This window comes from Alteromonas sp. KC3, from assembly GCF_016756315.1.
Classification (GTDB): Bacteria; Pseudomonadota; Gammaproteobacteria; order Enterobacterales; family Alteromonadaceae; genus Alteromonas.
This window is the reverse complement of the sequence record NZ_AP024235.1, coordinates 379,287-405,820: the sequence shown is the minus strand read 5'-3', so window position 1 is coordinate 405,820 and position 26,534 is coordinate 379,287. Positions and strand designations below refer to the sequence as shown.

General features: G+C 45.2%; 18 protein-coding genes. 6 read left to right on the top strand and 12 right to left on the bottom strand.

The window, feature by feature from the left end:
• Nucleotide 1: 1 nt before the first annotated feature.
• From JN178_RS01745 to parC, 3 genes are all read right to left on the bottom strand, one after another.
• Nucleotides 2–2,158, bottom strand: coding sequence for a putative bifunctional diguanylate cyclase/phosphodiesterase (locus JN178_RS01745; protein ID WP_202263302.1), 2,157 nt, complete (start codon nt 2,156–2,158; stop codon nt 2–4).
• 7 nt (nt 2,159–2,165) lie between these two features.
• A complete protein-coding gene (locus JN178_RS01740) occupies nt 2,166–2,705 on the bottom strand; it encodes a heme NO-binding domain-containing protein (protein ID WP_202263301.1) in 540 nt (179 codons plus the stop codon).
• Nucleotides 2,706–2,862: 157 nt separating this feature from the next.
• A complete protein-coding gene (parC, locus tag JN178_RS01735) occupies nt 2,863–5,142 on the bottom strand; it encodes a DNA topoisomerase IV subunit A (RefSeq protein ID WP_202263300.1) in 2,280 nt (759 codons plus the stop codon).
• Between the two features lie 503 nt (nt 5,143–5,645).
• On the opposite strand from parC, the gene JN178_RS01730 reads away from it, so the two are divergent.
• Complete coding sequence (locus JN178_RS01730; protein ID WP_202263299.1) at nt 5,646–8,774, top strand: hybrid sensor histidine kinase/response regulator; 3,129 nt, start codon at nt 5,646–5,648, stop codon at nt 8,772–8,774.
• A 5-nt stretch (nt 8,775–8,779) separates the two neighbouring features.
• Here the strand turns inward: JN178_RS01730 and JN178_RS01725 are convergent, their stop codons facing one another.
• From JN178_RS01725 to JN178_RS01715, 3 genes are all read right to left on the bottom strand, one after another.
• Complete coding sequence (locus tag JN178_RS01725; RefSeq protein WP_202263298.1) at nt 8,780–9,466, bottom strand: DUF2982 domain-containing protein; 687 nt, start codon at nt 9,464–9,466, stop codon at nt 8,780–8,782.
• Nucleotides 9,467–9,655: 189 nt separating this feature from the next.
• Entirely contained in the window at nt 9,656–12,802 is a 3,147-nt protein-coding gene (locus JN178_RS01720) for an efflux RND transporter permease subunit (RefSeq protein ID WP_202263297.1), read from the bottom strand.
• A complete protein-coding gene (locus JN178_RS01715; protein ID WP_202263296.1) occupies nt 12,802–13,941 on the bottom strand; it encodes an efflux RND transporter periplasmic adaptor subunit in 1,140 nt (379 codons plus the stop codon). Before JN178_RS01715 ends, JN178_RS01720 begins: the two co-directional genes overlap by 1 nt.
• Before the next feature lie 211 nt (nt 13,942–14,152).
• On the opposite strand from JN178_RS01715, the gene JN178_RS01710 reads away from it, so the two are divergent.
• The 3 genes from JN178_RS01710 to hemL all read left to right on the top strand — a co-directional run bounded on the left by JN178_RS01710 (nt 14,153) and on the right by hemL (nt 17,243).
• Nucleotides 14,153–14,800 (top strand): TetR/AcrR family transcriptional regulator, encoded by a 648-nt coding sequence (locus JN178_RS01710; protein ID WP_202263295.1) that lies wholly within the window; start codon nt 14,153–14,155, stop codon nt 14,798–14,800.
• Nucleotides 14,801–14,944: 144 nt separating this feature from the next.
• Nucleotides 14,945–15,958 carry an aspartate carbamoyltransferase gene (locus JN178_RS01705; protein ID WP_159627365.1) on the top strand — a complete coding sequence of 338 codons (1,014 nt, stop codon included), beginning with the start codon at nt 14,945–14,947 and terminating at the stop codon, nt 15,956–15,958.
• A 4-nt stretch (nt 15,959–15,962) separates the two neighbouring features.
• Complete coding sequence (hemL, locus tag JN178_RS01700; RefSeq protein WP_202263294.1) at nt 15,963–17,243, top strand: glutamate-1-semialdehyde 2,1-aminomutase; 1,281 nt, start codon at nt 15,963–15,965, stop codon at nt 17,241–17,243.
• A gap of 70 nt (nt 17,244–17,313) precedes the next feature.
• On the opposite strand, the gene JN178_RS01695 is transcribed toward hemL, so the two are convergent.
• The 4 genes from JN178_RS01695 to glnK form a co-directional block, all read right to left on the bottom strand.
• Nucleotides 17,314–18,240 (bottom strand): Dyp-type peroxidase, encoded by a 927-nt coding sequence (locus tag JN178_RS01695; protein WP_202263293.1) that lies wholly within the window; start codon nt 18,238–18,240, stop codon nt 17,314–17,316.
• Between the two features lie 150 nt (nt 18,241–18,390).
• Nucleotides 18,391–20,082 (bottom strand): gamma-glutamyltransferase, encoded by a 1,692-nt coding sequence (gene ggt / locus JN178_RS01690; protein ID WP_202263292.1) that lies wholly within the window; start codon nt 20,080–20,082, stop codon nt 18,391–18,393.
• 274 nt (nt 20,083–20,356) lie between these two features.
• A complete protein-coding gene (locus tag JN178_RS01685) occupies nt 20,357–21,604 on the bottom strand; it encodes an ammonium transporter (protein WP_202263291.1) in 1,248 nt (415 codons plus the stop codon).
• A gap of 32 nt (nt 21,605–21,636) precedes the next feature.
• Nucleotides 21,637–21,975 (bottom strand): P-II family nitrogen regulator, encoded by a 339-nt coding sequence (gene glnK, locus JN178_RS01680; protein ID WP_012516988.1) that lies wholly within the window; start codon nt 21,973–21,975, stop codon nt 21,637–21,639.
• Nucleotides 21,976–22,254: 279 nt separating this feature from the next.
• Here glnK and JN178_RS01675 point away from each other — a divergent pair, with 279 nt between their 5' ends.
• Nucleotides 22,255–23,046 (top strand): hypothetical protein, encoded by a 792-nt coding sequence (locus JN178_RS01675; RefSeq protein WP_202263290.1) that lies wholly within the window; start codon nt 22,255–22,257, stop codon nt 23,044–23,046.
• A gap of 4 nt (nt 23,047–23,050) precedes the next feature.
• Here the strand turns inward: JN178_RS01675 and JN178_RS01670 are convergent, their stop codons facing one another.
• Complete coding sequence (locus JN178_RS01670) at nt 23,051–24,607, bottom strand: substrate-binding periplasmic protein (protein WP_202263289.1); 1,557 nt, start codon at nt 24,605–24,607, stop codon at nt 23,051–23,053.
• A gap of 73 nt (nt 24,608–24,680) precedes the next feature.
• Nucleotides 24,681–25,400 (bottom strand): helix-turn-helix domain-containing protein, encoded by a 720-nt coding sequence (locus JN178_RS01665; protein ID WP_202263288.1) that lies wholly within the window; start codon nt 25,398–25,400, stop codon nt 24,681–24,683.
• Between the two features lie 146 nt (nt 25,401–25,546).
• Here JN178_RS01665 and JN178_RS01660 point away from each other — a divergent pair, with 146 nt between their 5' ends.
• A complete protein-coding gene (locus JN178_RS01660) occupies nt 25,547–26,461 on the top strand; it encodes a DUF808 domain-containing protein (RefSeq protein WP_202263287.1) in 915 nt (304 codons plus the stop codon).
• The last annotated feature ends 73 nt before the right edge of the window (nt 26,462–26,534 follow it).

The following is a 26,534-nucleotide window of genomic DNA, read 5'->3' as shown; positions in this document are numbered from 1 at the left end:
TTTAACGTGACGGATCGTGAGTGTGACGAGCAAGAAACTGATCGTAAGGCATAGGTTTGTCAAAATAAAAACCTTGCATCAAATGCACGTCGGCTTGTTCAATAAACGGTAAGTAAGATTCAAGTTCCACACCTTCAACGACCACATCAATTTGCAAGCTTTTAAGCATCGCAACTAACCCTAAAAACAATGCATTTGCCTTGCTGTCTTTGTGAATACCTTGCACCAAGCTTCTATCTACTTTCACCACTTCAAATTGAAAGCTACGTAAATAGCTCAACGACGAAAATCCGGTTCCAAAGTCATCAAGTGATAACTTAAACCCCCTCTCTCGTAGTTCGGTTAATGCGCGAAGCGCCTGCTTTTCATCGCGAATAAATGCCGATTCTGTTAATTCCAGTTCGATGCACTCAGGAGAAACATGACTTAGCGAACAAATATGCACAGCTTCATCAGGAAAGTTTGAATCTAGCAACTGATTGGCTGTGATGTTTACCGACATGGGAATAGCTTCGCCCTGCTGTGATTCCATAATGGAAATATAATCACAAGCAGACTCTAACGCTTGCAAGCCTATGGCGCGGTCGAGTTTCTGTTCTTCTGCTATCGGAATAAAAACGGTGGGGGAAACCACGCCGTGTAATCCTGATATCCATCGACACAGTACCTCTCCCCCTTTTAGTTCACCATTTGATGCATACTTGCCTTGGATATAAAAATCGAGCAAGTGATTTTCAACAGCGCGTCGTAAGTCATTGGCCATGCTGATTTGCTGAGTCATACTTTCATATAACCCAGGTTCGTATACAAACGCTTGCCCTTTACCAAGCTCTTTTGCTTGATACATGGCCGCATCGGCGCATTGAATTAAGCTTTCTATACTGTCGCTATGCTCAGGGTACTGCGCTATTCCAATGCTTGCAGATAAACGCATTTCCGTGTTTTTCGCGTAGATAACGTCTTCTTCTATTTGCTTAATCAATTGCTGTGACTTTTCAACAACACTATCAATGTCTTGTTCAGGCAATACCACAATGAACTCATCACCGCCCCAACGTCCTACTTCACCAATTGGGCCGAACATTCCCGTGAGTAAAGCACCAATGCGTTGTAGCTCGGCATCACCGCGTTCGTGTCCCGCATTGTCGTTAATCGCTTTAAAACCGTCTAAGTCGACAAAAACAAGTAGAAAGTGCTGCGATTCATTCGCATATTTTGTCACCGCTTCACGCAACGCGTTTCGATTAGCAAGCCCGGTTAAATCGTCGTGCAGTGCCAGTTGGCGCAAGCGAATTTCGCTGCGTTTCTTATCGCTTATATCGCGCATTGTCGCGATAAGGTAGGAAGAGGCCTGCTGAAACGTGTCAAATAGCGCCAGTGAAACATCCACCACCTTGCCTTCACCTTTTTGAGTGACAACTTTCGACTCGAAGCGAACCTGCTTTTCGTCTACCAACCGCGTTTGATCAACCTTCTCTTCGGTTAATAGTTCGTTGAAATTTACACCTAAACATTGCTCTTTTGTACCTGCACCTAGCAACTCAATAAACGCTTCATTGCACTCCGTTATTATCAAGTTGGGAGTCAGTACCAACATAGGCTCTCTAGAACTGGCAAACGCAGAGGCCATCAAATGAAACGATTGTTCTGCTTTTCGCTGTTGAGTGATATCTTTTGTGGTACCAACAATATGAAGTGCTTCTCCTGCTAATCCTCGTCGAAGCACGCGCCCCCTTAAACGTACCCACTGGTAGTCACGATCTAGTTTTAAGCGAAATGAAAACTCAATGCGCTCACGATTACCGTGCAGTGCCATGGTCCAATGAAACTGCAAATTCTCCATATCGTCTTCATGCACGCGCCGCATTAACTGAATAAGCGTACCTGACCACGTTGAAACGCTTTCAGAATGTAGCGAAAAAGAACGGATTTCCATCACATCCGTTTCAGCTTGCCAACTCCAAAATGACTCTTGTGACGCCCACAGTGCAAGCTCGAGGTTCTTCTGGGCAAGCTTGCTTTGCTGTAGCATGTTGTACATGTCTAGACTTTTTTGGGTCAGAATAGCTTCCGCTGACTCCCGTGCAACACGTTGACGTTTTAACCGCCTTTGCAAAACGGCAAATTGCTTTTCTGTGTAAGTCGATTTGCCTGACATAACTGTATTACTGCAATAGTGAAATGCTAAATTCGTAAGTATGAGGCTTATCTATCTGATAGGTTTCCCGCGCTAATTTACACCCATAGAAGTCGGCAGCGGCATCCATAAGCCCTTCGGCTAAAGAAAAAAGTTCTCGCTCTGAGTAGTATTGAAGACGCATTGCATTATCGGTGCGTGAAAGCACCGTAAATCGGGGAAGATCCGCATCGGGATATAACTTCTTCACCTGCACATGGATATCGCCATCCAGATGCTCAAGCATATCTAACATTCCATTGGCATTTGCGAGCACTTCGCCGTGCACAGCACCAAGCTTTCCAAAAAGGTAATAGCCAAAATCATATAAAAGTTCATTGGCCGATTTACCTGTTTTTTTCACTAAAACGCTGAGCAAGCGCTGCATTTCTTCAAAAGGGTAGTAACCAACCGCTGTGTACGCTCCGTCATTCTCTAGCTCTGCTTCAACAATGACATCGTCAGCAAACTCTGGTGACACCTTTTCTTCCAGCATATCAATTAACGATGTAAAAACTATGCCTAGCATGTACGTTCCTCATTTAGTTTCTTTTATGAGTGTAGTCCAGCTAAGCATAAGAACAACTTAAACTTTCTGGTAAAATTAGCATTCGTCAATCTACAAAAGCTTTTCAATACGCATAAAAAAAGCGCCTGTATCGGCGCTTTTTTTATGCATGGTTTACTCAGTCTTCTGTTGAAGAAGCACTTTCCTCGAAGACCACTTCAACGCTGTCTACACGCTGTAAGCCGCGTGGAAGTTTGTTTCCGCGACGTCCACGTTCGCCTTGATAATGGGTTAAATCGTCCGCAGTAAGCGTCATGTTGCGCTTGCCTGCTGATACTTTGATAGACGCACCATCAGGCACCACGGTCAGTACTTTGACAAATTCTTCGCGAGACTTCGCCTTGGCTGAAGGAATATTGATGAGCTTATTCCCTTTCCCCTTCCCAAGGCTTGGTAAGTCTTTCAGCGGGAACAATAACATACGACCTTCGTTTGAAATACTCAAACACCAGTCAGATTCAGGGTTAGACACAGCAGTAGGCTTCATCACTTTGGCCGCAGTGGGCAATGACAAATACGCTTTACCCGCCTTATTTTTGCTTACCATATCTTTGAACGTACCCACAAAGCCGTAGCCTGCATCAGAGCCGACTAAAAACTTACTTTCATCCTGCGCCATAATGACATGTTCGAAGGATTCTCCGCCGACAATACTGAAGCGCCCTGTTAGCGGCTCTCCTTGGCTTCTGGCCGATGGAAGCCCATGCGCATCGCAAGCAAAGGTACGCCCTGATGTGTCCATAAAGACCGCAGGTTGGTTACTTTTACCTTCAGCACTCGATAAGTAAGCATCGCCAGCCTTATAGCTTAAACCTTCTGCATCAATGTCATGCCCTTTCGCACAACGCGCCCATCCCTTTTCAGACAGTACAACTGTGACTGATTCAGCAGGTACTAGCTCTTTTTCAGATAGGGCTTTTGCTTCGCCACGCTCTATAATTGGTGAGCGACGGTCGTCACCGTATTTTTCAGCGTCAGCGAGAATTTCTTTTTTAATCAGCGTCTTCAAGCGACGATCTGACCCTAGTAATTGCTGAAGCTTGTCACGCTCTGCTGCCAATTCATCTTGCTCACCCTTAATTTTCATTTCTTCGAGCTTCGCAAGATGACGAAGTTTCAATTCTAAAATGGCTTCTGCTTGTTTATCACTTAAGCCAAAACGCGACATTAATTCTGGCTTTGGCTTATCGTAAGTGCGGATAATTTCGATAACTTCATCGATATTTAAAAACGCAATTAACAAACCTTCTAGAATGTGCAGTCGAGCAAGCACTTTATCTAAGCGATACTGCAATCGACGCGTCACCGTGTCTTTGCGATATTGCAACCACTCCCACAGGATAGTGCGCAAGTCTTTCACTTGTGGACGCCCATCAAGTCCTATCATGTTCAAATTCACACGATAGTTCTTCTCCAAATCGGTGGTAGCGAATAAATGTTGCATTAATTGTGTTACATCAACGCGGTTAGAGCGAGGCGTGATGACCAAACGTGTTGGGTTTTCATGATCCGATTCATCGCGAAGATCGCTTACCATCGGTAGCTTCTTCGCCTGCATTTGTGCGGCTATTTGCTCAAGAATTTTGGCTCCTGACGCTTGGTGCGGAAGTGCGGTAATAATGACATCACCATTTTCTTCCATATATACAGCGCGCATTTTTATTGAGCCACGTCCTGTTTCATACAGTTTTTGTATATCCGCTTTCGGTGTAATGATTTCAGCTTCGGTTGGATAATCTGGCCCGTTTACGTGCTCAAGCACATCTTTTAACTCGGCCTTGCTGTCATCAAGTAGCATGGCACACGCATTGGCAAGTTCTCTCACGTTGTGCGGGGGAATATCCGTTGCCATGCCCACGGCAATACCCGTCACGCCGTTAAGAAGTATATGAGGTAAACGCGCTGGCAATACACTTGGCTCTTCTAAGGTACCGTCAAAGTTAGGGACCCAATCTACTGTGCCTTGACCTAACTCATTGAGCAGTACTTCCGCGAAGCGTGACAACTTTGCCTCGGTATAACGCATCGCAGCAAATGATTTTGGATCGTCAGGTGCTCCCCAGTTGCCTTGACCGTCAACTAAGGGATAACGGTACGAAAATGGCTGAGCCATGAGCACCATTGCTTCATAACAAGCTGAATCACCATGAGGATGAAATTTACCTAGCACGTCACCCACCGTACGCGCCGACTTTTTGTACTTTGCGTTCGCGCTTAGGCCAAGATCTGACATCGCATATATAATTCGACGCTGCACAGGCTTTAAGCCGTCTGCAATATGGGGAAGCGCCCTATCCATGATGACGTACATGGAATAGTTAAGATAAGCGTCTTCGGTGAAACGTCGCAGAGGAAGTTGTTCTACCCCGTCGCGGCTAATGATGATCTCGTCACTCATGATGTTTATTCATTTTGTTATTTATACTGAAGTGTTCGCAAGAACCTATTATTACTAAGCAGATATTTTAGCGCAATTACCCGCTAGCTTATTGTGGGGTAAACCGTGTTTAGGTGCAATCCTTGTTATACAAACTGTTAAGCTGTGTACGTTGGCCTTTACCGTAGACTTTGTCATTACACTAAGACAGTGGTTTAATACAAAAAAGGGTAGAGCCTAGAGCGTGTTGACCTTTGCGGTACACTTTTTGTTCATTCCAAGCGAGTATCAGGCAATGAGCGAGTTGCGTGGTTTGGTTATTCCAAATTAGCGACGAGTAAAGCCGCATGAGGCTCGCTTGGATGAACCTTTCAGGCAGCAATTGTTTAGCATTTATACTGCGTCTGCGCACACTTATGTAGATGGCTACACGACGTGTGCACTTCCTTGTCTAAATGCTAAACACTTTGCTGCAAAAACGTACGGCAAAGGTCAACACGCTCTAGAAATACAAAGAATAAATCATGACGACTAAGCACTATTTTCGCGTTTTACTACTATTAGCATGCCTTGCGTGTATCACGGTGTCGTCGTTGGCTCGGGCACAACACATTCAGCAGCTTTTTGACGAACAGAGCACTCTCGATTTATCTGACTCCTTGTATTTTTTGTTTGAAACAGACTATCAACTCACCATTAGCGACGTGTCACGCCGTCGTAATGACTTTTTGATGCACCCCCACGACAATCCAAATTTTGGCTTTCGCAATAATGGTATGTGGCTACTTACCCGTGTTGCCAATGTATCGAATGAAAAAGACTGGGTGTTCACAATTAACTTTAGTCAACTTGATAGCGTTGACTTTTACGTCGTACAAGACGGCAAAGTCATAAAGCAAAGTCATCAAGGCAAAGCCCAGAAAGAGCAGCGTTTTCGTGTCCCCACGCTGCGCGTTCAGCTTAATAATAGTGAACCTATTGAACTCTACATCCGCATAGAAAGTCGCTCCTCAAGTTTGATTGCGCCTTTAAGAGTGCAAGCAGAACCATTGCATAGCAGCTACTTTCAGATGGACAGTCTCTTGTGGGGTTTGTTCTACGGCGGCTTGTTAATTCTTGCAGTATACAACTTAGCACTGTTTTTCGGCGTGAAAGAAAAGAGTCTGATTGCCTACGTCGGCTATATCCTTGCGGTTATTTTATGGCAGTTTGTGTGGGGAGGGCATACTCACTTAATATTTAGTTCAGGGATCCCATTATGGCTTGTCGGTCATAGTGAACTCATTTTCGTTATTATTGGCATTAGTTCAGGCCTCTTCACCGTCACGTTTTTAGAAACTGAAGAGCATGCACCTACTGCGCATCCAATTATAAAGATATTGCTTGTGTGCCAAGTACTCACAGGGGTGGCATGCTTTATTGATTTACTTCCCCCCATATGGAAAAACAACCTGGTTTATGGCGTGGGGCTTATCGCCATTTTAAGCTATATTTCTGCGGGTTTTGAGGCGTTTTTCAATAAGTTTAAACCCGCGCGCTACTTTATTTTTGCTTGGACGATGCTCGCCACTGGCGCCATTATTGGCATGTTGAGTTTAGTGGGCGTGTTGCCGTCAAACGACTTCACAACGTACTGCTTCCAAGTGGGCGTTTTCTTAGAGTCAGGCTTGTTCTCATTCGCGCTAATGGAGAAAAGCCGCAGTCAGTTAGAGAACGAGGTGGAGCAAGCGACCAACGACTTACGCAACAATATGGAACTCATTGAAGAGCAAAACGCACGTCTAGATATTGCCCGTAAGGATGCAATTAAAGCAAGCAATGTGAAATCACAGTTTCTTGCCAACATGAGTCATGAAATCAGAACGCCTCTTAACGCCATTTTGGGTTTTAGTAAGGAGTTGAATAATGCCGCTTTACCGCCTGATCAACAAGAGCAGGTACGCATTGTCAATACTGCGGCAGATAACCTATTAACCATTGTTAACGACGTGCTCGATTTTTCAAAAATTGAAGCGGGTAAGCTTAAAATCAACAATCAACCGTTTGCCCCTAACAAGTTACTCGAAGAGATGGTCACCATTATGGCGAAGTCATCTCACAGTAAACGTATTGAGTTTGTTTTCGACTTAGGGCCTTTACCAGAAAAGCTTATTGGCGATGTTTTTCGTATTAAGCAGGTTCTCAATAACCTGTTGAGCAATGCGCTTAAATTCACTTCTCACGGCATCATTCGCTTTGCGGTACATGGTCGCTCTCTTCCACACGGTATTCACGAACTTAACATTACCGTTGAAGATACAGGTATTGGAATTAGCCGTCAGGATCGTAAAAAGCTATTTAGTGCCTTTTCGCAAATTGATGATGCGCTTAACAGAAGCTATCAAGGTACTGGGCTCGGCTTGGTCATTAGTAAAGAGTTAGTGCGGTTGATGAACGGCGAACTCACGCTTAAAAGTACAGTTGGCCAGGGTTCAACTTTTTGCGTTTCGCTGCGCATGAACCAACTCAGTCAAAAGTTTTCGCTATCTTCAGATGAAGACTGGCAGAACAAGCGCGTGGTGCTATTCGATCCAGTCCCAGCCACTCGCCGCGCTAGCGCCAATATGCTTAGCGCGCTAGGCGCAAATATCATTTCTGTTGAGTCGTTAGATTTCCTTGCAACGCTCAATGACCAATATGACTTTTTGATGGCGACGGTGCCAGTGTCTAAACTGGCTTATCGCGATAGTTATCTTAGCCGCTTCGTTCATTTTCCTGCTAAAAAACGGGTGTTGTGGTACTCAGGTCCAGAACCTTTTGTACAGTATCCTAGCCTACCTCAACATTTTTACTCTCAGGTCAGAATGCCGATGACGTTAACCAAATTGGACAACTTAGTTCATCAGCAAAGCACACCCGTCAAAAATGCGATGCAAGAACGTATCGAGATTCTGCCGCGGGCAAAAGTGTTGGCCGTTGATGATATGGAAATGAACTTAAAACTATTGCATACATGGTTAGACAATTCGCCGGTCGCGCTTACTACGACGATTAGTGGTCAAGATGCCGTTAATCAGTGTCAAACTCAAGAATTCGACTTAATTCTAATGGATGTGCAAATGCCAGGGATGGACGGATTACAAGCCACGCGAGAAATAAGAAAGTCACCTTTGAATATGGGAACGCCTATTGTTGCGGTAACTGCACATGCCTTTAAGGAAGAGCAAGAGCGTCTGCTTGCTTCGGGTATGGATGATTATTTGCCAAAACCAATTGAAGTTGAGCTACTGATCGATTTGATAAAAAGTTGGTGTCATGACGTTGAGCCTAGCAATATTGTCTTCCCCTCTATCGATTGGCAACTTGCACTAAAGCGTGCCAATCAAAACCAAAATACCGCAAGAGAACTGCTAGAAAACTTCATTTCATTGCTGCCAAGTGCCATTGAAATCATAGAGTCGATGTGGAGCGCGCGTGACTTCACGGGTCTTAAAGCCGAAGTGCACAAACTGCACGGAGCTTGTTGTTACACTGGATTGCCACGGTTACAGGAGTTGGTTAGTGAACTAGAAAGCGCACTTAAACGTGAATTGGTTGAGGAGGTTCAATCACTTATTCCTGAATTGATAAAAGAATCGGAAAAGGTACTGTCTGAAAATAATGGCACTCACTAGTGCCATTAGTCTTGCTGTCTTGCTTGTTGGCAAGACGCAATCAAACGCGCAAAGTCTTGCGCGTCTCTGTCTAATTCAGAGCTTGCAATAAAAATATCGAACCCAAGACGCTTTCTAAGCTCAACCATACGGTGCGCCAGCATTGCTTTAATGCCATTGATAACCGTTCCATCTTCCATTACGTATTGTTTATCGTCAAACATGGATTGCTCATAGCAACTACCAGATGCACAATTTTCATCCGTATTTTGCATTAACAGAGGACGCTGCTCCATCAATAGATGGGTCGCTAATCGAGGCGAAATGGTATGCAGAAAATCAGTATAACTCTTAAGCTTAAAGCCGACGGTTTCCAGCGGAACATGCTCTAGTCCGTGCCGCACTCTCGGGCAATCTGCACGTTGCAGATTATCCCAGTGAATACGCCAACTCCCCAAACGATGCTGATAAGTTATGTAGTCTTTCGCTATCTCAAGACTGTAGTCTGGCTCGCGAAGTTTGAAGTAGCCAACGAGCAAACATACCAGCGCCGCACTCGTGATGAAAATGCCCGCTAAGAAAAGCCAATCAGGCATAAAAGATAGCCAAAGGGCGGCAATTACCAGGCCCACAGCACCAATTACTAGGCTTGTAATACCATTACCTTTAGACGCAGCTTTTATGTAAATAGAGGCTTCGCTATTTCCAGACATAAAAATACACTACCAACATAATTATGGCCCACACCACATACAACCTAATGCGCTTACATTTAACGCATTCAGTATGCCACCAACGCTTAAACACATTCATTAAATCGCACCCGTTTGTACGTTTGCTGACTATGGGTAGTTTACCCGATTGCGTAAAAAGGTTATGTGCTTTTTCACCCACTCTATCGGCTAAGCTACCACCACGTTGCGGTGACGGTAACGCTGAAAAGCCGCAACAATCGTTGGTGTAAATACCAAAGAAAGAATAACCGAGAAACCTACACCACCGGCCAGCACAACCGCGAGTGGTGGCCAGAAGCTTCCGTCACTAAATAGAAGCAAAGGTATAAGACCACCTACTGTTGTGAAGGTAGTTGAGAGTATATGGCGGCTGCAACTCATGGTTTCTTCGACAATGGCTTTAGTGTCGCCACGCTTCGCTTGAGGATTCGCATTTATTGCTGCGATAACGACGATTGAACCGTTAATGGCCACGCCAATAAGACCTGCACACCCTAGCAACGGATTAAAGCCAACAGGTAAACCTGAAAGCCACAAGCTAAACATTCCTAGTCCTACCGATAAAATAGCAACGAGCCCAATAACACCCGCCATACGTAAGCTGGTAAAAGTAAGAATAAGTGTTGTCACCATAAGTACGAGAAGCACGGGTGCATATGTCGCAAGTTTGCCTAATGCTTGTTGCTGCTCATCCGCGTCTCCGGCTAAGTGAATACGGTAGCCTTCTGGTAAAACTAACCGAGTCTCTAGCAGATCGCGCAGTTGGTTGCTAGCGTCGATAGCAGGTACACCTGGCAGTAAGAATGCCTGAATACGGTTTAATCTTTCACCATCTAATCGCGTGATACTGCTTGTAGCAGGTTGCAATGATAGCGTGGTTACCGCTGCTAGCGGTGACCATGAAATAGCATTGTCACCTGCCACTGGAATTGGCATCGCATCCACACCTGCCACATTTTGTCTAAAGGCTTTGTCGATACGCACTCGAACAGGGATCTCTTCGGTACTTTCCAGTACTGACCCGCCAGTAATGCCTGAGAAGTTAACTTGCATTTGACTCGCTAACTCAGAAAGCGTCAGGCCAAGATAGGATAAATTGTCACTATCGGTGTTAACTTTAAGTTCGGGCTCGCCCATAGATATACTGGCAATTGATTGTGAAATTCCGTCGACTTCAGACATCAACATTCTTACCTTATCACCAAGGTCATTTAGAATATTGAGATCTGGTCCAAAAATCTCTACCTCAACAGGGGCTGCAATGGGTGGACCTTGCCCAAAAGCGCGCACCACAATCTGCACTTCAGGATGAGTGGTATCCAAGTCTCGCTGCAACTTGCCTACTAAGTGTGCCGCACTCTCAACCGTGTCAGTCGTAACAACAGCATTGGCGAAATAAGGCATGTTGTCACGGGTCATCATTTGATTGTAATAGACCGAAGGAGCAGCCCCCCCCACCAGCCAACTTACTTGTTCAACGCCATTTTCGGCGCGTATCACTTCATCAATACGTTTAACATAGTGGGTGGTGTTCTCGATACTGCTCCCTTCTTTAGTCCACAAGTAGACTTCAAATTGATCGCGATCAGCGCTTGGGAAGAACACATTTGCAAGGGTTGAAGACAACGCAAAGCCCGATAAACAAAGCACACTCACTAGCGGTAAAACTAATAAAGGTTGTTTAATCCATCGTCCTAATTGCTTACTGAATGCGAAACTCAATGAAGGGGTTTGAATACCCACTTTCCACCAAGACGTTGATGCTGCTGATTGGGGTGATGCACCGTCATTTTTGGGTAAAAATCGCGCAGCTAATGCAGCAATAATCGTCAGTGAGATAAACAAAGAGCCGATTAATGCCATGACGACACTAATTGCAATAGGCCCTACAAAGTCACCAATATTGCCATCGAGCAAAAAGATGGGCATAAAGCCTAAAATTGTAGTTAACGTTGAGGCAAGCAGTGGAGCGAATAGGTGTGACACACTTTTCGCCATTGCACCAACACGAGTAAGGTTAGGATCCTGCAGGTTTATTCGTATCTCATCAGTAATCACAATCGCGTTATCGATAAGTAAACCGATTGCGATGATCATGCCGAAAATCGACATTTGGTGGATTTGCTCGTTATAAAAACTAAGGCTAAACAACGCGAAAGCAGCACATAATGGTAGCGCTAATCCAACAATCCATGCGGCTCTGAACCCCATAAACAATAGGATGACGAGCATGACCACAGCGCAACCCATTAATAAATTCATCGATAAATCGGATAATCGTGTAGCAGTATATTCATTCTGCTCAAAGGCAACAGTAGCCTGCAGCGTACCGCTAAAGTCTGCATTGAATTTATCTACGACGTCCAATGCATTCTTAGTCCATACGTCAGAGCGCAATGAAGGCTGCATACGAGCTGCAACGAAAATTGATTCGTCGCCGTTTAGAAATGCAACTTCATTGCGAGGCGTGGTGTAGCTTCGCGTTACAGTAGCAATATCTTCTACGCGTAAGTAACGTCCCTGATTATTTACCAGTGGTATAGACGCGATCATATTAACGCCGTCTAGCCCCTCTCCAACGGTAAAACGCAAGTTACTTTGTTCACTGTTAAGCATACCGGCGGGAAGTTTGGGATCGGCCCGGCTTATCAAGACGCTCACTTGCTGTAGGTTTAAGCCCGTCGCGGCCAACTTAACCGGGTCAATATTCACGCTAATTTCTTCAGAAGGCTCGCCATATACCCGCACTAACTCGGTGCCATTAACATTGCGCAACCTGTCAGTAAGCTCTTGTGCCAATCTCGCCGTCAAGGTGATAGGTGTGGTGTCAGGATAGGTAGCGCGCAGTGACAATAGTAAAGTGAATGCGGTGGCTCCCCGCTTTTCATCAAAAACCGGCGCCATTGCGCCTTCTGGAAACGAGGAAGAAGCTGCGCCAATCGCGTCGCGAATTTCACTGAAGAGTTCTTCATTACTGCTATTATCAACCCAATCTTGCGTTTCAATGAGAATAACGGAAATACCAGCGCGAGATGTGGATTTAACTTCTTTTATCTCAAAGATTTCACGCAACCTGTCTTCTAATACGTCACTCACAAGCGCCTCGACACGCTCGGCAGAAGCCCCTGGGTATTGGGTAATAATAAGTGCATTTCGCGTATCAATTCGGGGGTCTTCAATACGAGGCAATGAGCCTAATGCCGACAAACCAGCCGTTATTAAAATAACTAAGCTCAGTACCAATAAATGCCCTCGTCGGTAAAACAGTGTGTACCAAGGGTAGGCTTTATCGCCTTCGTGGCTAAAAGGATTCATTAACGCGCCCCAGCTTGTTGTTGGCTTGGAAGAGACACCATTTGCCCTGGGGCAAGTTTATGTGTGCCTTCGTTGACAAAAATATCACCATCTTTCAGCGCGCCTCTGACAAACGCATTATTGCCATCGGTATAAACAACCTCAACAACCCGTGCTTCCAACTTAGATTGTGTATCATTAGTGATTACAAAAACACGCCATAAGCCCCTAAGCCCATTACTTAGTGCGTTTACCGGCAGCCATGCACCTTTTTCTTCATGCGAACGAAATCCAGACAAAATAGCCATATCGCCGGGGCGCACAAATTCATTGCTATTTAAGGTAACCAATATATCGACGGTGCGTGTTTGCACGTTTCTGGTAGGCAATACTTGGGTGATCGTTGCTGCAACATCAGTTTTCCCGACTCGCACTAACACTGGCTCATTAACATCGAATTGATCGATTACATCAGCTGGTACAGCAAATCTTGCTTGATATTTATCAATACTGGTCAGCCCAAGAACCGGACTACCAGCAGCGACAACACTGCCTTCATCAAAGAAACGTCGATTTACCACACCATCAAATGGAGATACTAATGCCGCTTTGCTTATTTCCACATCTAGTGAATTTATCGCCGCTTCAATTTCGGTCAGGCGTGCTTTTGACACATCTAAACTTGCTTTGGCCTCATCGAGGCGCTGTGCTGACTCGAGCTTTTTTTCAACAAGCGATACGGTACGCTCATTGTTAACCTTTGCTAATGCCAAGTCTGCTTTTGCCCTTGTGAGGCTGGCCTGTAGTTCTTGGCGACGTGCTTTTAGACGTGCAATGTCTTGCTGCGCAAGCACATCGCCTTTCTTAACCATGTCCCCTTCTTCTGCGAGCATGGCGACAACTTGACCACCTACATCAAAAGACAAAGATGTCGCTTTTGGTGATTCTATTAACCCAAACACATTCACGGGGGTATCGAAGCCTTCCTGAATTCGAACTGTACCCGTTGAAACTGCTACTGGAATACGCGCTTCTGGTGTTTGCGTGGCATTTCCAACGCCTGCCATCATGAGCAAAATAACCAGTGCTGCAATAAAAATAGAAATCGAGATAACAAGTTTAAAATGGCCGCCTTTCGTTGGCACCTGCGCAGCAGTCATAACTTTTCCTTTATCTTTCCTGAGGCGATTTGTTTTTATCGGCAACAAATACACGCTCTTAAGACCTAACTGTATGTTGATACGGCTTTTATCAACAATCGTCAATGTGTGTTTAGCGACGTTTGCATACTCTTGCATACGCTTAATACTATGCTAATATATAAATACTAGACCGTCCAGTTTGATTATTATTAATTTTAAGAGAGATACAGTGGCAACCACCAGAAAGCAAGGTAGACCAAAAAGCGAAGAAAAAAATAGCCTGATCTTAAATGCTGCGTCGTGTTTGTTTTTAAAAGACGGGTTTGCCAATACCTCTATGGATACGGTTGCCAAAGCATCTGGGGTTTCTAAACAAACTGTTTATTCGCATTTTGAAAGCAAAGACACACTATTTCAGGCTGCTATCACATCTAAATGTCGCTCTTATCAGCTTGATACACAGCAGCTTATCGAAGCCTCTTCAGGAGCATTATCATTTTGTGAGTGTATGACAAAAGTGGGCGCACAGTTTGTACGCCTTTTACAAGATAAAGAAGCGGTTGCGATGTTCAGAGTGATTATTGCCGAGGCTGTTAATAATGCACATGTTGCAACGCTGTTTTATCAAGCAGGGCCGCTAGCGTCTCTTGCAACACTGAGTGACGTAGTTGAACAATACGGGCAGGGAAAGCTTACGAAAGCTCGCGCTCACGAACTTGCACTCGACTTTTGCTCATTGTTGAAAGGTGAATTTCACACCATGATGCTGTGTGGCATTCAAGCACCTATGGAAGAACAAGATATCGAGCCCTACGTCACTCGAGCGGTAGAGAAAGTGAATTTGTTATTTACGCACTATATGTCACAGGCCAAATAAGTCAGTGTTGACTGGGTTTTGACACCTATCACTCTTTGCGCTTATTTTTTGGCAAAGCTTGCACTATTTATCCCTCTTGTCATGATGACTTAGCGGTGTTCGTATTATACACTAGCGCCGTTTTCGTTGATGATTGAGTGACTCATGTCTGACTTTACCGGTAACCACATTCTTTCGGTTAATCAATTCGATCGCGAGGCCATTGAGAAAGTGTTCTCAGTTGCCGATTCCATGCAACCCTACGCTCGACGTCAAAAGCGCACTACCGTACTCGACGGTGCTATTTTGGGTAATCTCTTTTTTGAGCCAAGTACTCGAACTCGCGTGAGCTTTGGCACAGCCTTTAATCTACTTGGCGGTGAAGTAAGAGAGACTACTGGCATGTCAAGCTCGGCGCTGGCTAAAGGCGAATCACTTTATGATACCGCCCGTGTTCTAAGCGGCTATTCTGACATTATCGCCATGCGACACCCTGCCGCGGGCTCAGTTGCTGAATTCGCAGAAGGCAGTCGCGTCCCTGTCATTAATGGCGGTGATGGCGCTAACGAACACCCGACTCAAGCACTGCTAGATTTATTCACTATTCAGCGCGAATTAGAATACAACGGCCGCGGCATTGATGGCCTTCATATCGCCATGATTGGCGACTTGCGTTATGGCAGAACGGTACACTCGCTATCACGCTTGCTGTGTCTGTTTAAAAACGTGCGTTTTACACTCATTTCGCCAAAAGAATTAGCCATGCCGCAGCCGGTCATTGACGCGATAGAAAACGCGGGTCATCAGCTTACGATTACCGAGACATTAGAAGGTAATATGGATGCTGATATCTGCTATCAAACCCGTATCCAGGAAGAGCGCTTTCCGTCGCAAGAAGAAGCCAATAAGTATCGCGGTAAATTCAGACTTAATCAGTCTATTTACACCAAACACTTCCAATCAAAGACCGTTATTATGCATCCACTTCCGCGAGACTCACGTATGGAAGCCAATGAATTGGATAACGATCTAAACCTCAATCCAAACCTTGCCATTTTTAGACAAACCGACAATGGTGTACTGGTAAGAATGGCACTTTTTGCGTTAACGCTAGGTGTTGAAAACTTAGTAACGAAATACGAACGCGATGTGGTTTGGTACAGCAATAAGAGTAAGTAATTACATGCAAAAATCTGAAGCCCTTTTTGCCCGTGCGCAAAAAACTATCCCTGGCGGCGTTAATTCACCAGTGCGTGCGTTCAAGGCCGTAGGCGGCACGCCACGCTTTATCACCAAAGCTGACGGGGCATACATGTGGGATGCCGATGGCAAACAGTACATTGACTATATTCAGTCTTGGGGCCCAATGATTTTAGGCCACAATAATGCCAAAATTCGTGAGGCTGTTATTGCCGCATCGCATAATGGATTGTCATTTGGCGCACCGACTGAAGCTGAAATTATTATGGCTGAAATGGTAAGCGAACTGGTTCCTTCAATGGAAATGGTTCGCATGGTGAACTCGGGTACCGAGGCGACCATGTCGGCTATTCGCTTGGCCCGTGGTTACACCAGTCGCAACAAAATCGTGAAATTTGAAGGTTGCTACCACGGTCACGCCGACTCATTGCTTGTAAAGGCTGGCTCTGGCGCCCTTACCCTTGGCGTACCTAGCTCTCCGGGCGTGCCTGCCAATGTGGCTGAGCACACGTTGACGGTTGAATACAACAACATCGATAGCGTAAAAGAGGTATTCGCCGCTCACGGAGATGATATCGCGTGTATTATTGTTGAGCCTGTAGCGGGCAACATGAACTGCATTCCTCCTGTTGAAGGTTTCTTGGAAGGATTGCGTGCGGTTTGTGATGAATACGGCAGCGTACTTATTTTTGACGAAGTGATGACTGGCTTTCGCGTATCACGCGGCGGTGCACAGGAGCGTTACAACGTAAAACCTGACCTTACGTGTTTAGGAAAAGTCATCGGCGGCGGCATGCCAGTAGGCTGCTTTGGTGGCCGCAAAGATATTATCACCCATATCGCGCCAACAGGCCCAATTTATCAAGCAGGCACCTTATCAGGTAATCCAGTAGCAATGGCTGCTGGTTTGGCTGCCATGCAGCAAATTCAACAACCAGATTTGTATGACTCTATTTTTGAGAACACGCAGGCACTCGTTGATGGTTTCCAAGCCATTGCTGATAAGCACAATATTAGTTTAACCACGAATATTGCCGGCAGTATGTTTGGTATTTTCTTTACCGATGTGGAGAAGGTGACTAACTACAAGCAAGCCATAAACTGCAATACTGAGCAATTTAATAAGTTTTATCACGGCATGCTAAATGAAGGCGTTTATCTAGCCCCTGCATCTTATGAAGCAGGCTTCGTCTCTAAAGCCCACGATGCGTCTATTATCGAAAAGACACTTGCGGCGGCAGACAAAGTATTTGCTACCCTTTAACACTGAATTAATAAAGCAAAAGCCCCGATATCGGGGCTTTTTTGTATCTTTTTCTCGACTAATTAAACAACTAATCGTGAGATAACTTGGCTTGCTGCCGTATAAAGGCGATAGACGGCGCAAAAAATGCCGCCCCTGTCTCGGCGCTAGTAAAGTCTAACCAACGGTCATAATCACCTTCGCCATTACCGTAAATTTGGCTATGCAACATATCTTTAAATGGTCTGGCACTTGCACTGCAACTTACAAAAAACAATCCTTGTGATGCCATATCACCATACGGCATGCCTTGTTTTATCAGTCGTGGCTCATCGCTATCAGGAGTCGCGCTACATGCTCGCACGTTATGTGATGAAGCAGATTGTTCGCTACTCACCAAATTATGTTCTTGAGTAGTACCCATCACCTGTTCTTGCTGGCGACTTGATAAGCTTCCCCAACGCCGCAAATCGTGACGATAGCGCTGCACGTGTACGTAGCTGCCACCCGCAAAGTCGGGATCATCCTCGCCGATCACCGCAATTTGTCTTCGCTTCATTCCCCGCGGATTGTCTGAAGCATAAAGAAAACCATTTAGATCTCTTCCATCGAGGTAGCGAAAGCCGCGAATTTGCTCAACCAGCTCAACGTGAATACGCAGTAAGTCCATTACCTCAATACCAACGGCATGGCAAATGTCTAATCTATCAGCGCGAATTTGAATAAAGATATCGCAGGGCATAGTGGGCGCACTTCTATCTTCGCACTGCATATCGGGAAACGGCGTTAGCTCGACGGGGATAAGTCCAGGATACACTTCAGTCCAATAACTAGTACCAATGGCCACCACGCCTGTCACCATGGCTTCATAATGCTCGTTTTCAAAGTGTTCAAAAATATCTAACACACGAGACAATTTGGCTCTTACTGCTTCACTGTCATCATCAATAACATTCAGCATTAAATACTGTGCGTGTAGGTTAGGTTCCGCGCAAATGCCTTTTTGTGGTTGTGTCATTGCCGCTCTTATTTTTATTAAAATGTGTATACCCAGCTTCTATAGGACATTACTGCTCACTCACGCCCTATTTTAAGACAAACACCAGCCACTAAACGGTACAACCTTTTACCGCGTGTGCGTGTAATGCCTTTTATTTAACTAGTGTGCTTAATAGCCCGCTGCTTGTCCATCTTTTCGACTCTCAGACGCCCCAAAATAAACACCTTTTTGCTTGTCCCACGCAATGGCTTGGTAGCCGCCAAATGCGCCTACTACGCGTTGTAATTTATGCCCGCGTTCCATTAACTCTCGCTGGACGGTTTCACTGAACCCCGATTCTAGGCTTACATATCCGCCATCCATCATTAGCGCTCCCGTCGGGCTGCTTGAGCCGCTGTGTAAAATACGCGGGGCATCGCCAGCTTCTTGTAAATTCATGCCAAAGTCGAGAATATTCACAATGATTTGTGCATGCATTTGCGGCTGTGTACCACCGCCCATCACACCAAAACTCATCACAGGTTCGCCGTTACGGGTAACGAAAGCAGGAATAATGGTATGGAACGGCCTCTTACCGGGGCGATACTCGTTAAAATGCCCCTCTTCCAGCGTGAACATTTCACCGCGATTTTGAAGAATAAAACCCAGCCCCGGCGGCGTCATTCCAGACCCCATACCGCGATAGTTACTTTGAATAAGTGACACCATATTACCGTCTTTGTCGGCAACGGTTAGGTAGATGGTATCCCCTTCATAAATACCTGCATCCACACGCATGGCTGCTTTCTCATTATCGATAAGTTTTTGCCTTTCTTTGGCATAGTCTTTTGAAATAAGCCAATCTACGGGAATGTCATTAAATGCAGGGTCTGCGTAAAACTTTGCTCTGTCTTCAAACGCTAACTTTTTCGCTTCTACAAAGGTGTGGATATAGTCAGCAGAGTTAAACCCCATGCCTTCAATATCGTAGCGCTCGAGTACATTCAAAATTTGAAGTGCAGCGATACCCTGACCATTGGGCGGTAACTCCCAAACGTCGTACCCACGATAATTTGCTGATACAGGCTCAACCCACTCAGAGGTGTGCGATGCTAAATCTTGGTATGACAAAAAGCCGCCCTGAGCTTTCATATAAGCATCAATAGTGCGAGCGATATCGCCTTTATAAAACGCGTCTCTTCCGCCCGTTGCAATTTTTTCGTAGGTTACCGCAAGGCCAGGGTTTTTGAATATGTCGCCCTTTTTCGGTAGCTTTCCATCTATTAGAAAGGTCTCAGCAAAGCCATCGTAATGGCCTATTCGCGCGTTATTCATTTCCCAGTAATAGGCAATCAGCTCAGACACAGGAAAGCCTTCTCGTGCGTATTTGATGGCAGGAGTAAGTAGCGTGGTCATTGGCAATTTGCCGAATTTCTCGTGCAACTCAAACCACCCATCAACGGCGCCTGGAACAGATACGGGTAAGGGTCCAAACTTGGGAATGGTATTGTGACCACGCTCTGCGAAAACATTCTTTGTCAGCTGCCTAGGAGAACGCCCAGAAGCATTTAAGCCCACTAGCTTTTGCTCTTTTGCATCCCAAACGATGGCAAATAAGTCTCCACCCACTCCGCAGCCGGTTGGTTCGACAAGGCCTAGCATGGCGTTTGCGGCTATGGCAGCGTCAACGGCACTACCGCCTTGTTTTAAAATATCTAACGCCACCTGCGTGGCTAAAGGTTGACTAGTAGCGGCCATACCGTTTTGTGCAATAACTTCAGAGCGGCTGGCAAAGGGTTTACCAGTAATTCGATCGTAGGCATGATTAGACACACTGACAAATACAAGCAATGCCGCCACTAAACGTACTTTTAACGCCATAGTTTTCCCTTAACAGCAACAGCACCTTTTTCTTATACGTAAACACTAGGTGAGCGTTTATAGCAAAAGGCACCCTTATTATTGTTTTTCTACACCTAACTCGATGAATGAAAAGCGCTACTTTTTCTTCATCATACCCACCCTAGTGTAGCGTTATTGTCACAATACGGCTAATGCCAATGCTAAAATGAAAAAAGCCCCGCAGATGCGGGGCTTAAGTGAAGTAATATAGGCATTATTATTGTTGTTGTCGTGTTGCCTAATCGTGACTTACTTACGAACGGCTGCTTGTAAAGTCTGGGTATGCTTCCAAACCACACTCGCTCATATCTACACCGTCGAATTCTTCTTCTTCGCTTACACGGATACCCATAACCGCTTTCAGTACTAGCCATACCACTAGACTTACTACGAATACCCAAACAAAGATTGTCGCTGCACCAATAAGCTGACCAGTAATGCTTGAACCGTCATTAGTGAAAGGTACAAGGATAAGACCAAGCAGACCTACTACACCGTGAACAGAAATTGCACCTACTGGATCATCAATCTTAAGCTTATCAAGACCAACAATGCTTAGCACTACAAGGATACCACCAAGACCACCGAATAGTGTTGCCTCTAGTGGCGTCGGCGTAGAAGGTTCTGCAGTAATCGCTACAAGACCCGCCAACGCACCGTTAAGTACCATAGTAAGGTCAGCTTTACCGAATAAGATACGCGCTACAATTAACGCTGCAATTGAACCACCCGCAGCAGCGGCATTAGTGTTCATAAATACAATGGCTACTGAGTTTGCACTTTCAACAGTCGCTGTAGCAAGTACAGAACCGCCGTTAAAACCAAACCAGCCCATCCAAAGAATGAATGTACCTAGAGTAGCAAGCGGAAGGTTAGCACCTGGGATAGCATTCACTTTGCCGTCTGCAGTGTATTTGCCTTTACGTGCACCAAGTACAAGCACACCAGCTAATGCTGCCGCAGCACCTGCCATGTGAACAATACCTGAACCTGCAAAGTCAGAGAAACCTAGGTCGCCAAGCGTATACATACCAAATACGGCTTCGCCGCCCCATGTCCATGCGCCTTCCATTGGGTAGATGAAACCTGTCATCACAACAGCGAACGCTAAGAATGCCCAAAGCTTCATACGCTCAGCAACTGCGCCCGATACAATAGACATTGCTGTTGCAACAAATACTACTTGGAAGAAGAAGTCAGCAGAAGGTGCATACGTTGCTGGATCTTCAGCAACACCCGTTGCGCCATCAGCCATAATACCGCTTAGGAAAGGGCCCCAGTCGCCGCCACCGTACATAATGCCGTAGCCACATACCATGTACATGGTGCAAGCGATAGCAAATAGTGCAACGTTTTTAGTTAGAATTTCAGTGGTGTTTTTCGCTCGAACCAAACCTGCTTCAAGCATCGCAAAGCCCGCAGCCATCCACATGACTAGCGCACCGCAAATTAGAAAGTAAAAGGTATCTAGCGCATACCCGAGTTCAAAAGTGATTTCCATTATTGTGTTCTCCGCAAATTCTTCGTTGTGGCTTACAGCGCGTCGCTATCCGACTCACCAGTTCGAATACGAACGGCGTGTTCAAGGTCGTAAACAAATACCTTGCCGTCACCAATTTTGCCTGTTTTGGCTGCGCCAACGATGGCTTCAACCAGGCGCTCTACTTGGTCGTCCTGAACTGCAATTTCCAGTTTGACTTTAGGTAGAAAATCCACCTGATATTCCGCTCCGCGGTAAAGTTCTGTGTGTCCCTTTTGACGTCCAAAGCCTTTCACTTCAGTCACGGTTAAACCGTCGATACCGATTTCTGAAATGGCTTCACGAACATCATCTAGCTTGAACGGCTTGATGATAGCTGTGACTAGTTTCATGAGATGCTCCCAGTTTATTTTGGTTATTTGTGCTATTCGCGTGTTTCTTGTTGTTGCTAAGCTAAACCAAGAGCCATGCCATAAATAATTATTCATATAAATCATATAGATAATCATATTTGCACGTTCTATAAGAAAAAACATTGCACCATATCTGTGCACACAAGCGTATTTGCCCAACGATGATGCGCAAAGTAAAAGAAGTGGGATAAGCGTACTAATAAGTAAGACGAGTGTAGGAGGGAACTATTTGTTTGCCGCTGATGTCAGTTATGTACTATGACGACGATCACTGATACTTTTTTTGCGCCAGAGCGCGATATGGAAGTCCGCAACACGGCTAAAAAAGCGACGTGGAAGTCGCTTTTTGTGTCATCGTGTGTGCATGTTTTAGGGTTTGCTTTAGTCATCGTGCTGTCGCAATACTCACTTGAAAGAAGGCGCGAGCAGGTCAGTAAAGAGGTAAGCGCTCAGCCGATAAATGCGGTGCTGTATATCCCAAGAAAAACAGCAGCGCCTTTAGACACTAAGGTACAAGAAAAAGAAGCATCATCGATGCCAAAGCCGTTAAAAGTTGATGATACAGACGTGCCAGTTCAGGTAGTAAAAGAGCCCACACAATCAAACCTTATTGAAGAAAAACAAGAACCTGTAACAAAACCCAAGACAGATACAGAACCACAAACTATTGCACCTACAACACCGTTGCCTGAGACATCATCGTCAAATGCTAATCAACGCGCAGGACAGTTCAACTTTTCAGCCAAAGAGGCAGCTTCACAATATTTTGATGCCTACAATAATGATCAACTTGCTCAAGAAGCTGTCGATGCAGCCCGAGAATATCAGCACAATAAAACGCACCCTACGATTGTTGATCCCAGAAAAGATAATGACGAGCAGGCTATGCCGCCGCGTCCTGTAAAACGGGTAGATTGTACCAGCAGCGCGGCTAAAACATTGGCTGTACTCAGCGGTATAACTGGCGGCACGCTTCAATGCACCAATTTGGGTGATCCTAATAGGTTTATTGACGCTCGGATTAAAAAACGTCCCAATGAGGGGCGTTAATCATTTACTCCAATTGCCCCAGAACAATGACGCCGTCTTGTTCAAACATATTGAGTGACGTTTTCTTTGAATATGCTTCAAGCCACTTTGAATAAAGGGCTCTGTATTCGTCTGATTGTTTAAAGCTATCTGCGGCAAACTTAAGTTTGTTAACCAACGCTTGATTGGTACCTTTTTTCGACATCGCCAAATACGTTGTTGCTTTTTGATAAGTAAATAACTTTTTGAAACCTTCACAGGCACCATTGAGCCCATCGCAAATAATGTTTGCACCACCGTCAGATAAAAACAGATAGTCCGCGCCACCATTGGTGAGCTGCATTACCACCTTATCCCAGGAATTCTCTGTCACATCTATGTGACCGGCCGCTTTTACAAGCTCTTGACGAAAGTCTCCCTTTAACACAGCAATGCGACTGCCTTTAGGCAAGTCTTCTAGAGAAGTCGCATCTCCTTGATAGTCAGCCCGTACAAACATGGAATAGGCATTTTCTGTGATAGGGGTAATCCAATAAAACGCTTCTTCGCGCTCAGGCGTTCTCGCTAAAGAGAAGACGAGAACATCGGGTTTCATCGAACTTTCTACGAAAATTCTCTGCCAAGGCGCCGTTAAGATCTCAGTCGGCAAGTTGGCTTGTTGCAATATATTCTGCACCAATTCAATAGCGTAACCTTTTAATTTACCGCGCTGCCCTCTCTCACTAAACAAAGGTTCTAAGTTCGTTATAACCCAGAGATGGGAAACATTACTTTCATCTTTTTCAATTCTACCTAACGCAATTACACCTTCAATTTCATTAGCGTCGGCGGATATTGTTGTCAGTTTTGGCAGCCAACGTTGAACGAGTTCATCAAAAGCTGGCGTTTGAGCAAAAACGCGCGCCGTTTTGGTCAGTCTATCTGCCATTGCCTTATTCGCTTTTGTCTTTGGCATTGCAATATAGCTGTATTGAATATCATGGGTGTGCTGCCTTGATAGTGTTGTGCAGTCAAGGCCGTTCTGTTTACAAATGACATCCATGCCAAATTCAGAAAAAAACACAGCATCAACATGCCCTGTCAGTACTGCATCAATGGCTTGTGTCCAAGTGTCGTATTCGACCATCTCAAATTGTGCATATTCGCGGCCCAGCTGGGCTCGATAATCACCACGCATCACAGAAACAGAAAGGGTTTTATTTTGACTGGCCAACGCAGTTAAATTGACAGGTTTTGCGCCGTAAATACCGATAACATTTGCCGTAAGAGGGGCCAGCCAGTAGAACTTATTTTCTCGCTCGGCAGTACGCCCTATCCCCGTTGCGACGACAGGCTCTCCTAGTTTCATTCGCTCAATCAAACGAGCGAAGGGCAATGGCGTTACTTCAGCATCAATGCCTGCGGCAGTGAGAATAGCGCGCGCGTAGTCGACAGAATACCCTTCAACCGTACCGTCTTCTTGGAACTCGCTAAAAACCGGTGTGTTGCCTGAAAGAACAACAAGGGACTCTTCAGCGTTAGTGTTAGCCATAGACAGATTCACTAACAACAAGCTACTTAACACTAACCAACGAACAACCAATACAATCTCTCCTTGAATAAACAGGTGCCATAGTAGACTAAATAGTAAACGAAAAACAAACGGTATTGAGAAGTTATGAGCGCTTATAATAACCTGGCGGCTGGCCAAAGTAGGCTTTGAAGCGTCGCGTAAACGACGTAACATCGTCATACCCCACGCTCAGTGCCACCGTTAATATAGGGGTATCAGTATTGCTTAATAAGGCCTTCGCTTTTTCCATCTTCGTTTTTACTAAGTAATTGCGTAAGCTCAATCCCGTTGTTTGCTTGAAACGCACCTTAAATTGCGTTTCTCCCATACACGCGATGTCGGCTAAGGTTTTTAAGTCGTGTTTCTGTGTGAGATCTTGATGGATGTGACTTAATACAGGAACTATACGCTTATCCGTATTTGCGCCTTTTTGAGATGTGCTAAGCAAAGCATAAAATAGAGCAATGACTTCGTGCCTTGCATCGTCTGTAAAATGGTTGAGCTGAATATCGACAAAGTTCAAAAACGCTTGAAACGGCGCATTAACTTGAAAAATAGGCTGCAGATTGTCCTTAAAACCGTCAGGCACGCGATGTAAATCTGCAACAACAAATTTGCACAGCTCATTGGCTCGAAAAGTATGTACTTCGTTAGGCGCGATGCATACTCCTTCACCTACCCCGACTTTCCCATCAAATTTATCTAAGCCAATCTCGATGTGACCGTTTATTGGTAACACCAACTGATAGTATTCATGAGAATGGCTATGCATGGTTTTGGTGTACGAGCGAATAGACAATGATGGAATGGTGTGTTCAGGCATGGCAAGGTTACGCGCTATTGCAAACAATGTAGGTGTTGTGCAGTTTCGCAATAAGACATAGCCAGTGCAAATATCAAATGTCTGTTGCCAACGACGAGCGGCAAAGCGTATGCTTTAGACATAATAAAGAGACAAGGAAAACTACCGTGGCCGCAGCCAATTTACTCGCGCTATTAGATGATATTGCTACGTTAATGGACGACATTGCCACTATGTCGAAAGTTGCCGCACAGAAAACCGCTGGTGTATTAGGTGATGATCTCGCCGTTAATGCTGATCAAGTACAAGGCGTGAAAGCAGATAGAGAACTTCCCGTGGTATGGGCAGTTGCCAAAGGCTCGTTACTAAACAAAGCGATACTCGTGCCTGCCGCACTTGCCATCAGCACTTTCGTTCCTTCATTGATCACCGTCTTGTTAGTACTGGGTGGTCTTTATTTGTGCTTTGAAGGCGCTGAAAAATTGCTGCATAAATATCTCCCTCACGAAGAAGAAGTCAAACACCGCGAAGCAAGAATTGAGGCGCTCACCCATGAAGATGTTGACATGGTAGCGTTTGAAAAAGAAAAAATAAAAGGCGCCATACGTACAGATTTCATCTTGTCAGCAGAAATTATTGTTATCGCCCTTGGTACGGTCAGCGATGCCAGTTTAACGACCCAAATTGGGGTACTTATTGCGTTAAGTTTAGCGATTACGCTTGGCGTTTACGGATTGGTTTCAGGGCTGGTTAAGATGGATGATGTGGGCCTCTATATGTTGCGCAAGTCACTCACTGGAACAATGAATGGTGTACAACGTTTTATTGGACGGGCATTACTTGTTACTGCACCAGCGCTGATGAAAACCCTCGCAGTTGTCGGTACCGTCGCTATGTTTTTAGTTGGTGGAGGCATACTGACCCATAGTATTGGCTTTTTGCACTATATAACTGACTGGTTTGTCGGCCTTGCGCCCTCTATGTCGTTAGTTATGTCTATTGCAGCTGACGGTGTAACGGGCATAGTAGCGGGTACGATCATAACCCTTTTTGTTGCTCTTGCCAGTAAAGTGAAACGCTAGCAGTTAAGCTAAGCAACTGGCCTAAGTTGCTATGATGGCGTTGTAATAGCGACGCCATCCCCTTAATTATCCA

What these genes read in the sequence shown, in the direction of transcription:
- hemL (WP_202263294.1), top strand. Translation starts at nt 15,963, where the DNA reads ATGCAAAAATCTGAAGCCCTTTTTGCCCGTGCGCAAAAAACTATCCCT.
- glnK (WP_012516988.1), bottom strand. Translation starts at nt 21,975, where the DNA reads ATGAAACTAGTCACAGCTATCATCAAGCCGTTCAAGCTAGATGATGTT.
- parC (WP_202263300.1), bottom strand. Translation starts at nt 5,142, where the DNA reads ATGAGTGACGAGATCATCATTAGCCGCGACGGGGTAGAACAACTTCCT.
- JN178_RS01725 (WP_202263298.1), bottom strand. Translation starts at nt 9,466, where the DNA reads ATGTCTGGAAATAGCGAAGCCTCTATTTACATAAAAGCTGCGTCTAAA.
- ggt (WP_202263292.1), bottom strand. Translation starts at nt 20,082, where the DNA reads ATGGCGTTAAAAGTACGTTTAGTGGCGGCATTGCTTGTATTTGTCAGT.
- JN178_RS01705 (WP_159627365.1), top strand. Translation starts at nt 14,945, where the DNA reads ATGTCTGACTTTACCGGTAACCACATTCTTTCGGTTAATCAATTCGAT.
- JN178_RS01720 (WP_202263297.1), bottom strand. Translation starts at nt 12,802, where the DNA reads ATGAATCCTTTTAGCCACGAAGGCGATAAAGCCTACCCTTGGTACACA.
- JN178_RS01740 (WP_202263301.1), bottom strand. Translation starts at nt 2,705, where the DNA reads ATGCTAGGCATAGTTTTTACATCGTTAATTGATATGCTGGAAGAAAAG.
- JN178_RS01675 (WP_202263290.1), top strand. Translation starts at nt 22,255, where the DNA reads ATGACGACGATCACTGATACTTTTTTTGCGCCAGAGCGCGATATGGAA.
- JN178_RS01745 (WP_202263302.1), bottom strand. Translation starts at nt 2,158, where the DNA reads ATGTCAGGCAAATCGACTTACACAGAAAAGCAATTTGCCGTTTTGCAA.
- JN178_RS01665 (WP_202263288.1), bottom strand. Translation starts at nt 25,400, where the DNA reads ATGCCTGAACACACCATTCCATCATTGTCTATTCGCTCGTACACCAAA.
- JN178_RS01695 (WP_202263293.1), bottom strand. Translation starts at nt 18,240, where the DNA reads ATGACACAACCACAAAAAGGCATTTGCGCGGAACCTAACCTACACGCA.
- JN178_RS01730 (WP_202263299.1), top strand. Translation starts at nt 5,646, where the DNA reads ATGACGACTAAGCACTATTTTCGCGTTTTACTACTATTAGCATGCCTT.
- JN178_RS01715 (WP_202263296.1), bottom strand. Translation starts at nt 13,941, where the DNA reads ATGACTGCTGCGCAGGTGCCAACGAAAGGCGGCCATTTTAAACTTGTT.
- JN178_RS01685 (WP_202263291.1), bottom strand. Translation starts at nt 21,604, where the DNA reads ATGGAAATCACTTTTGAACTCGGGTATGCGCTAGATACCTTTTACTTT.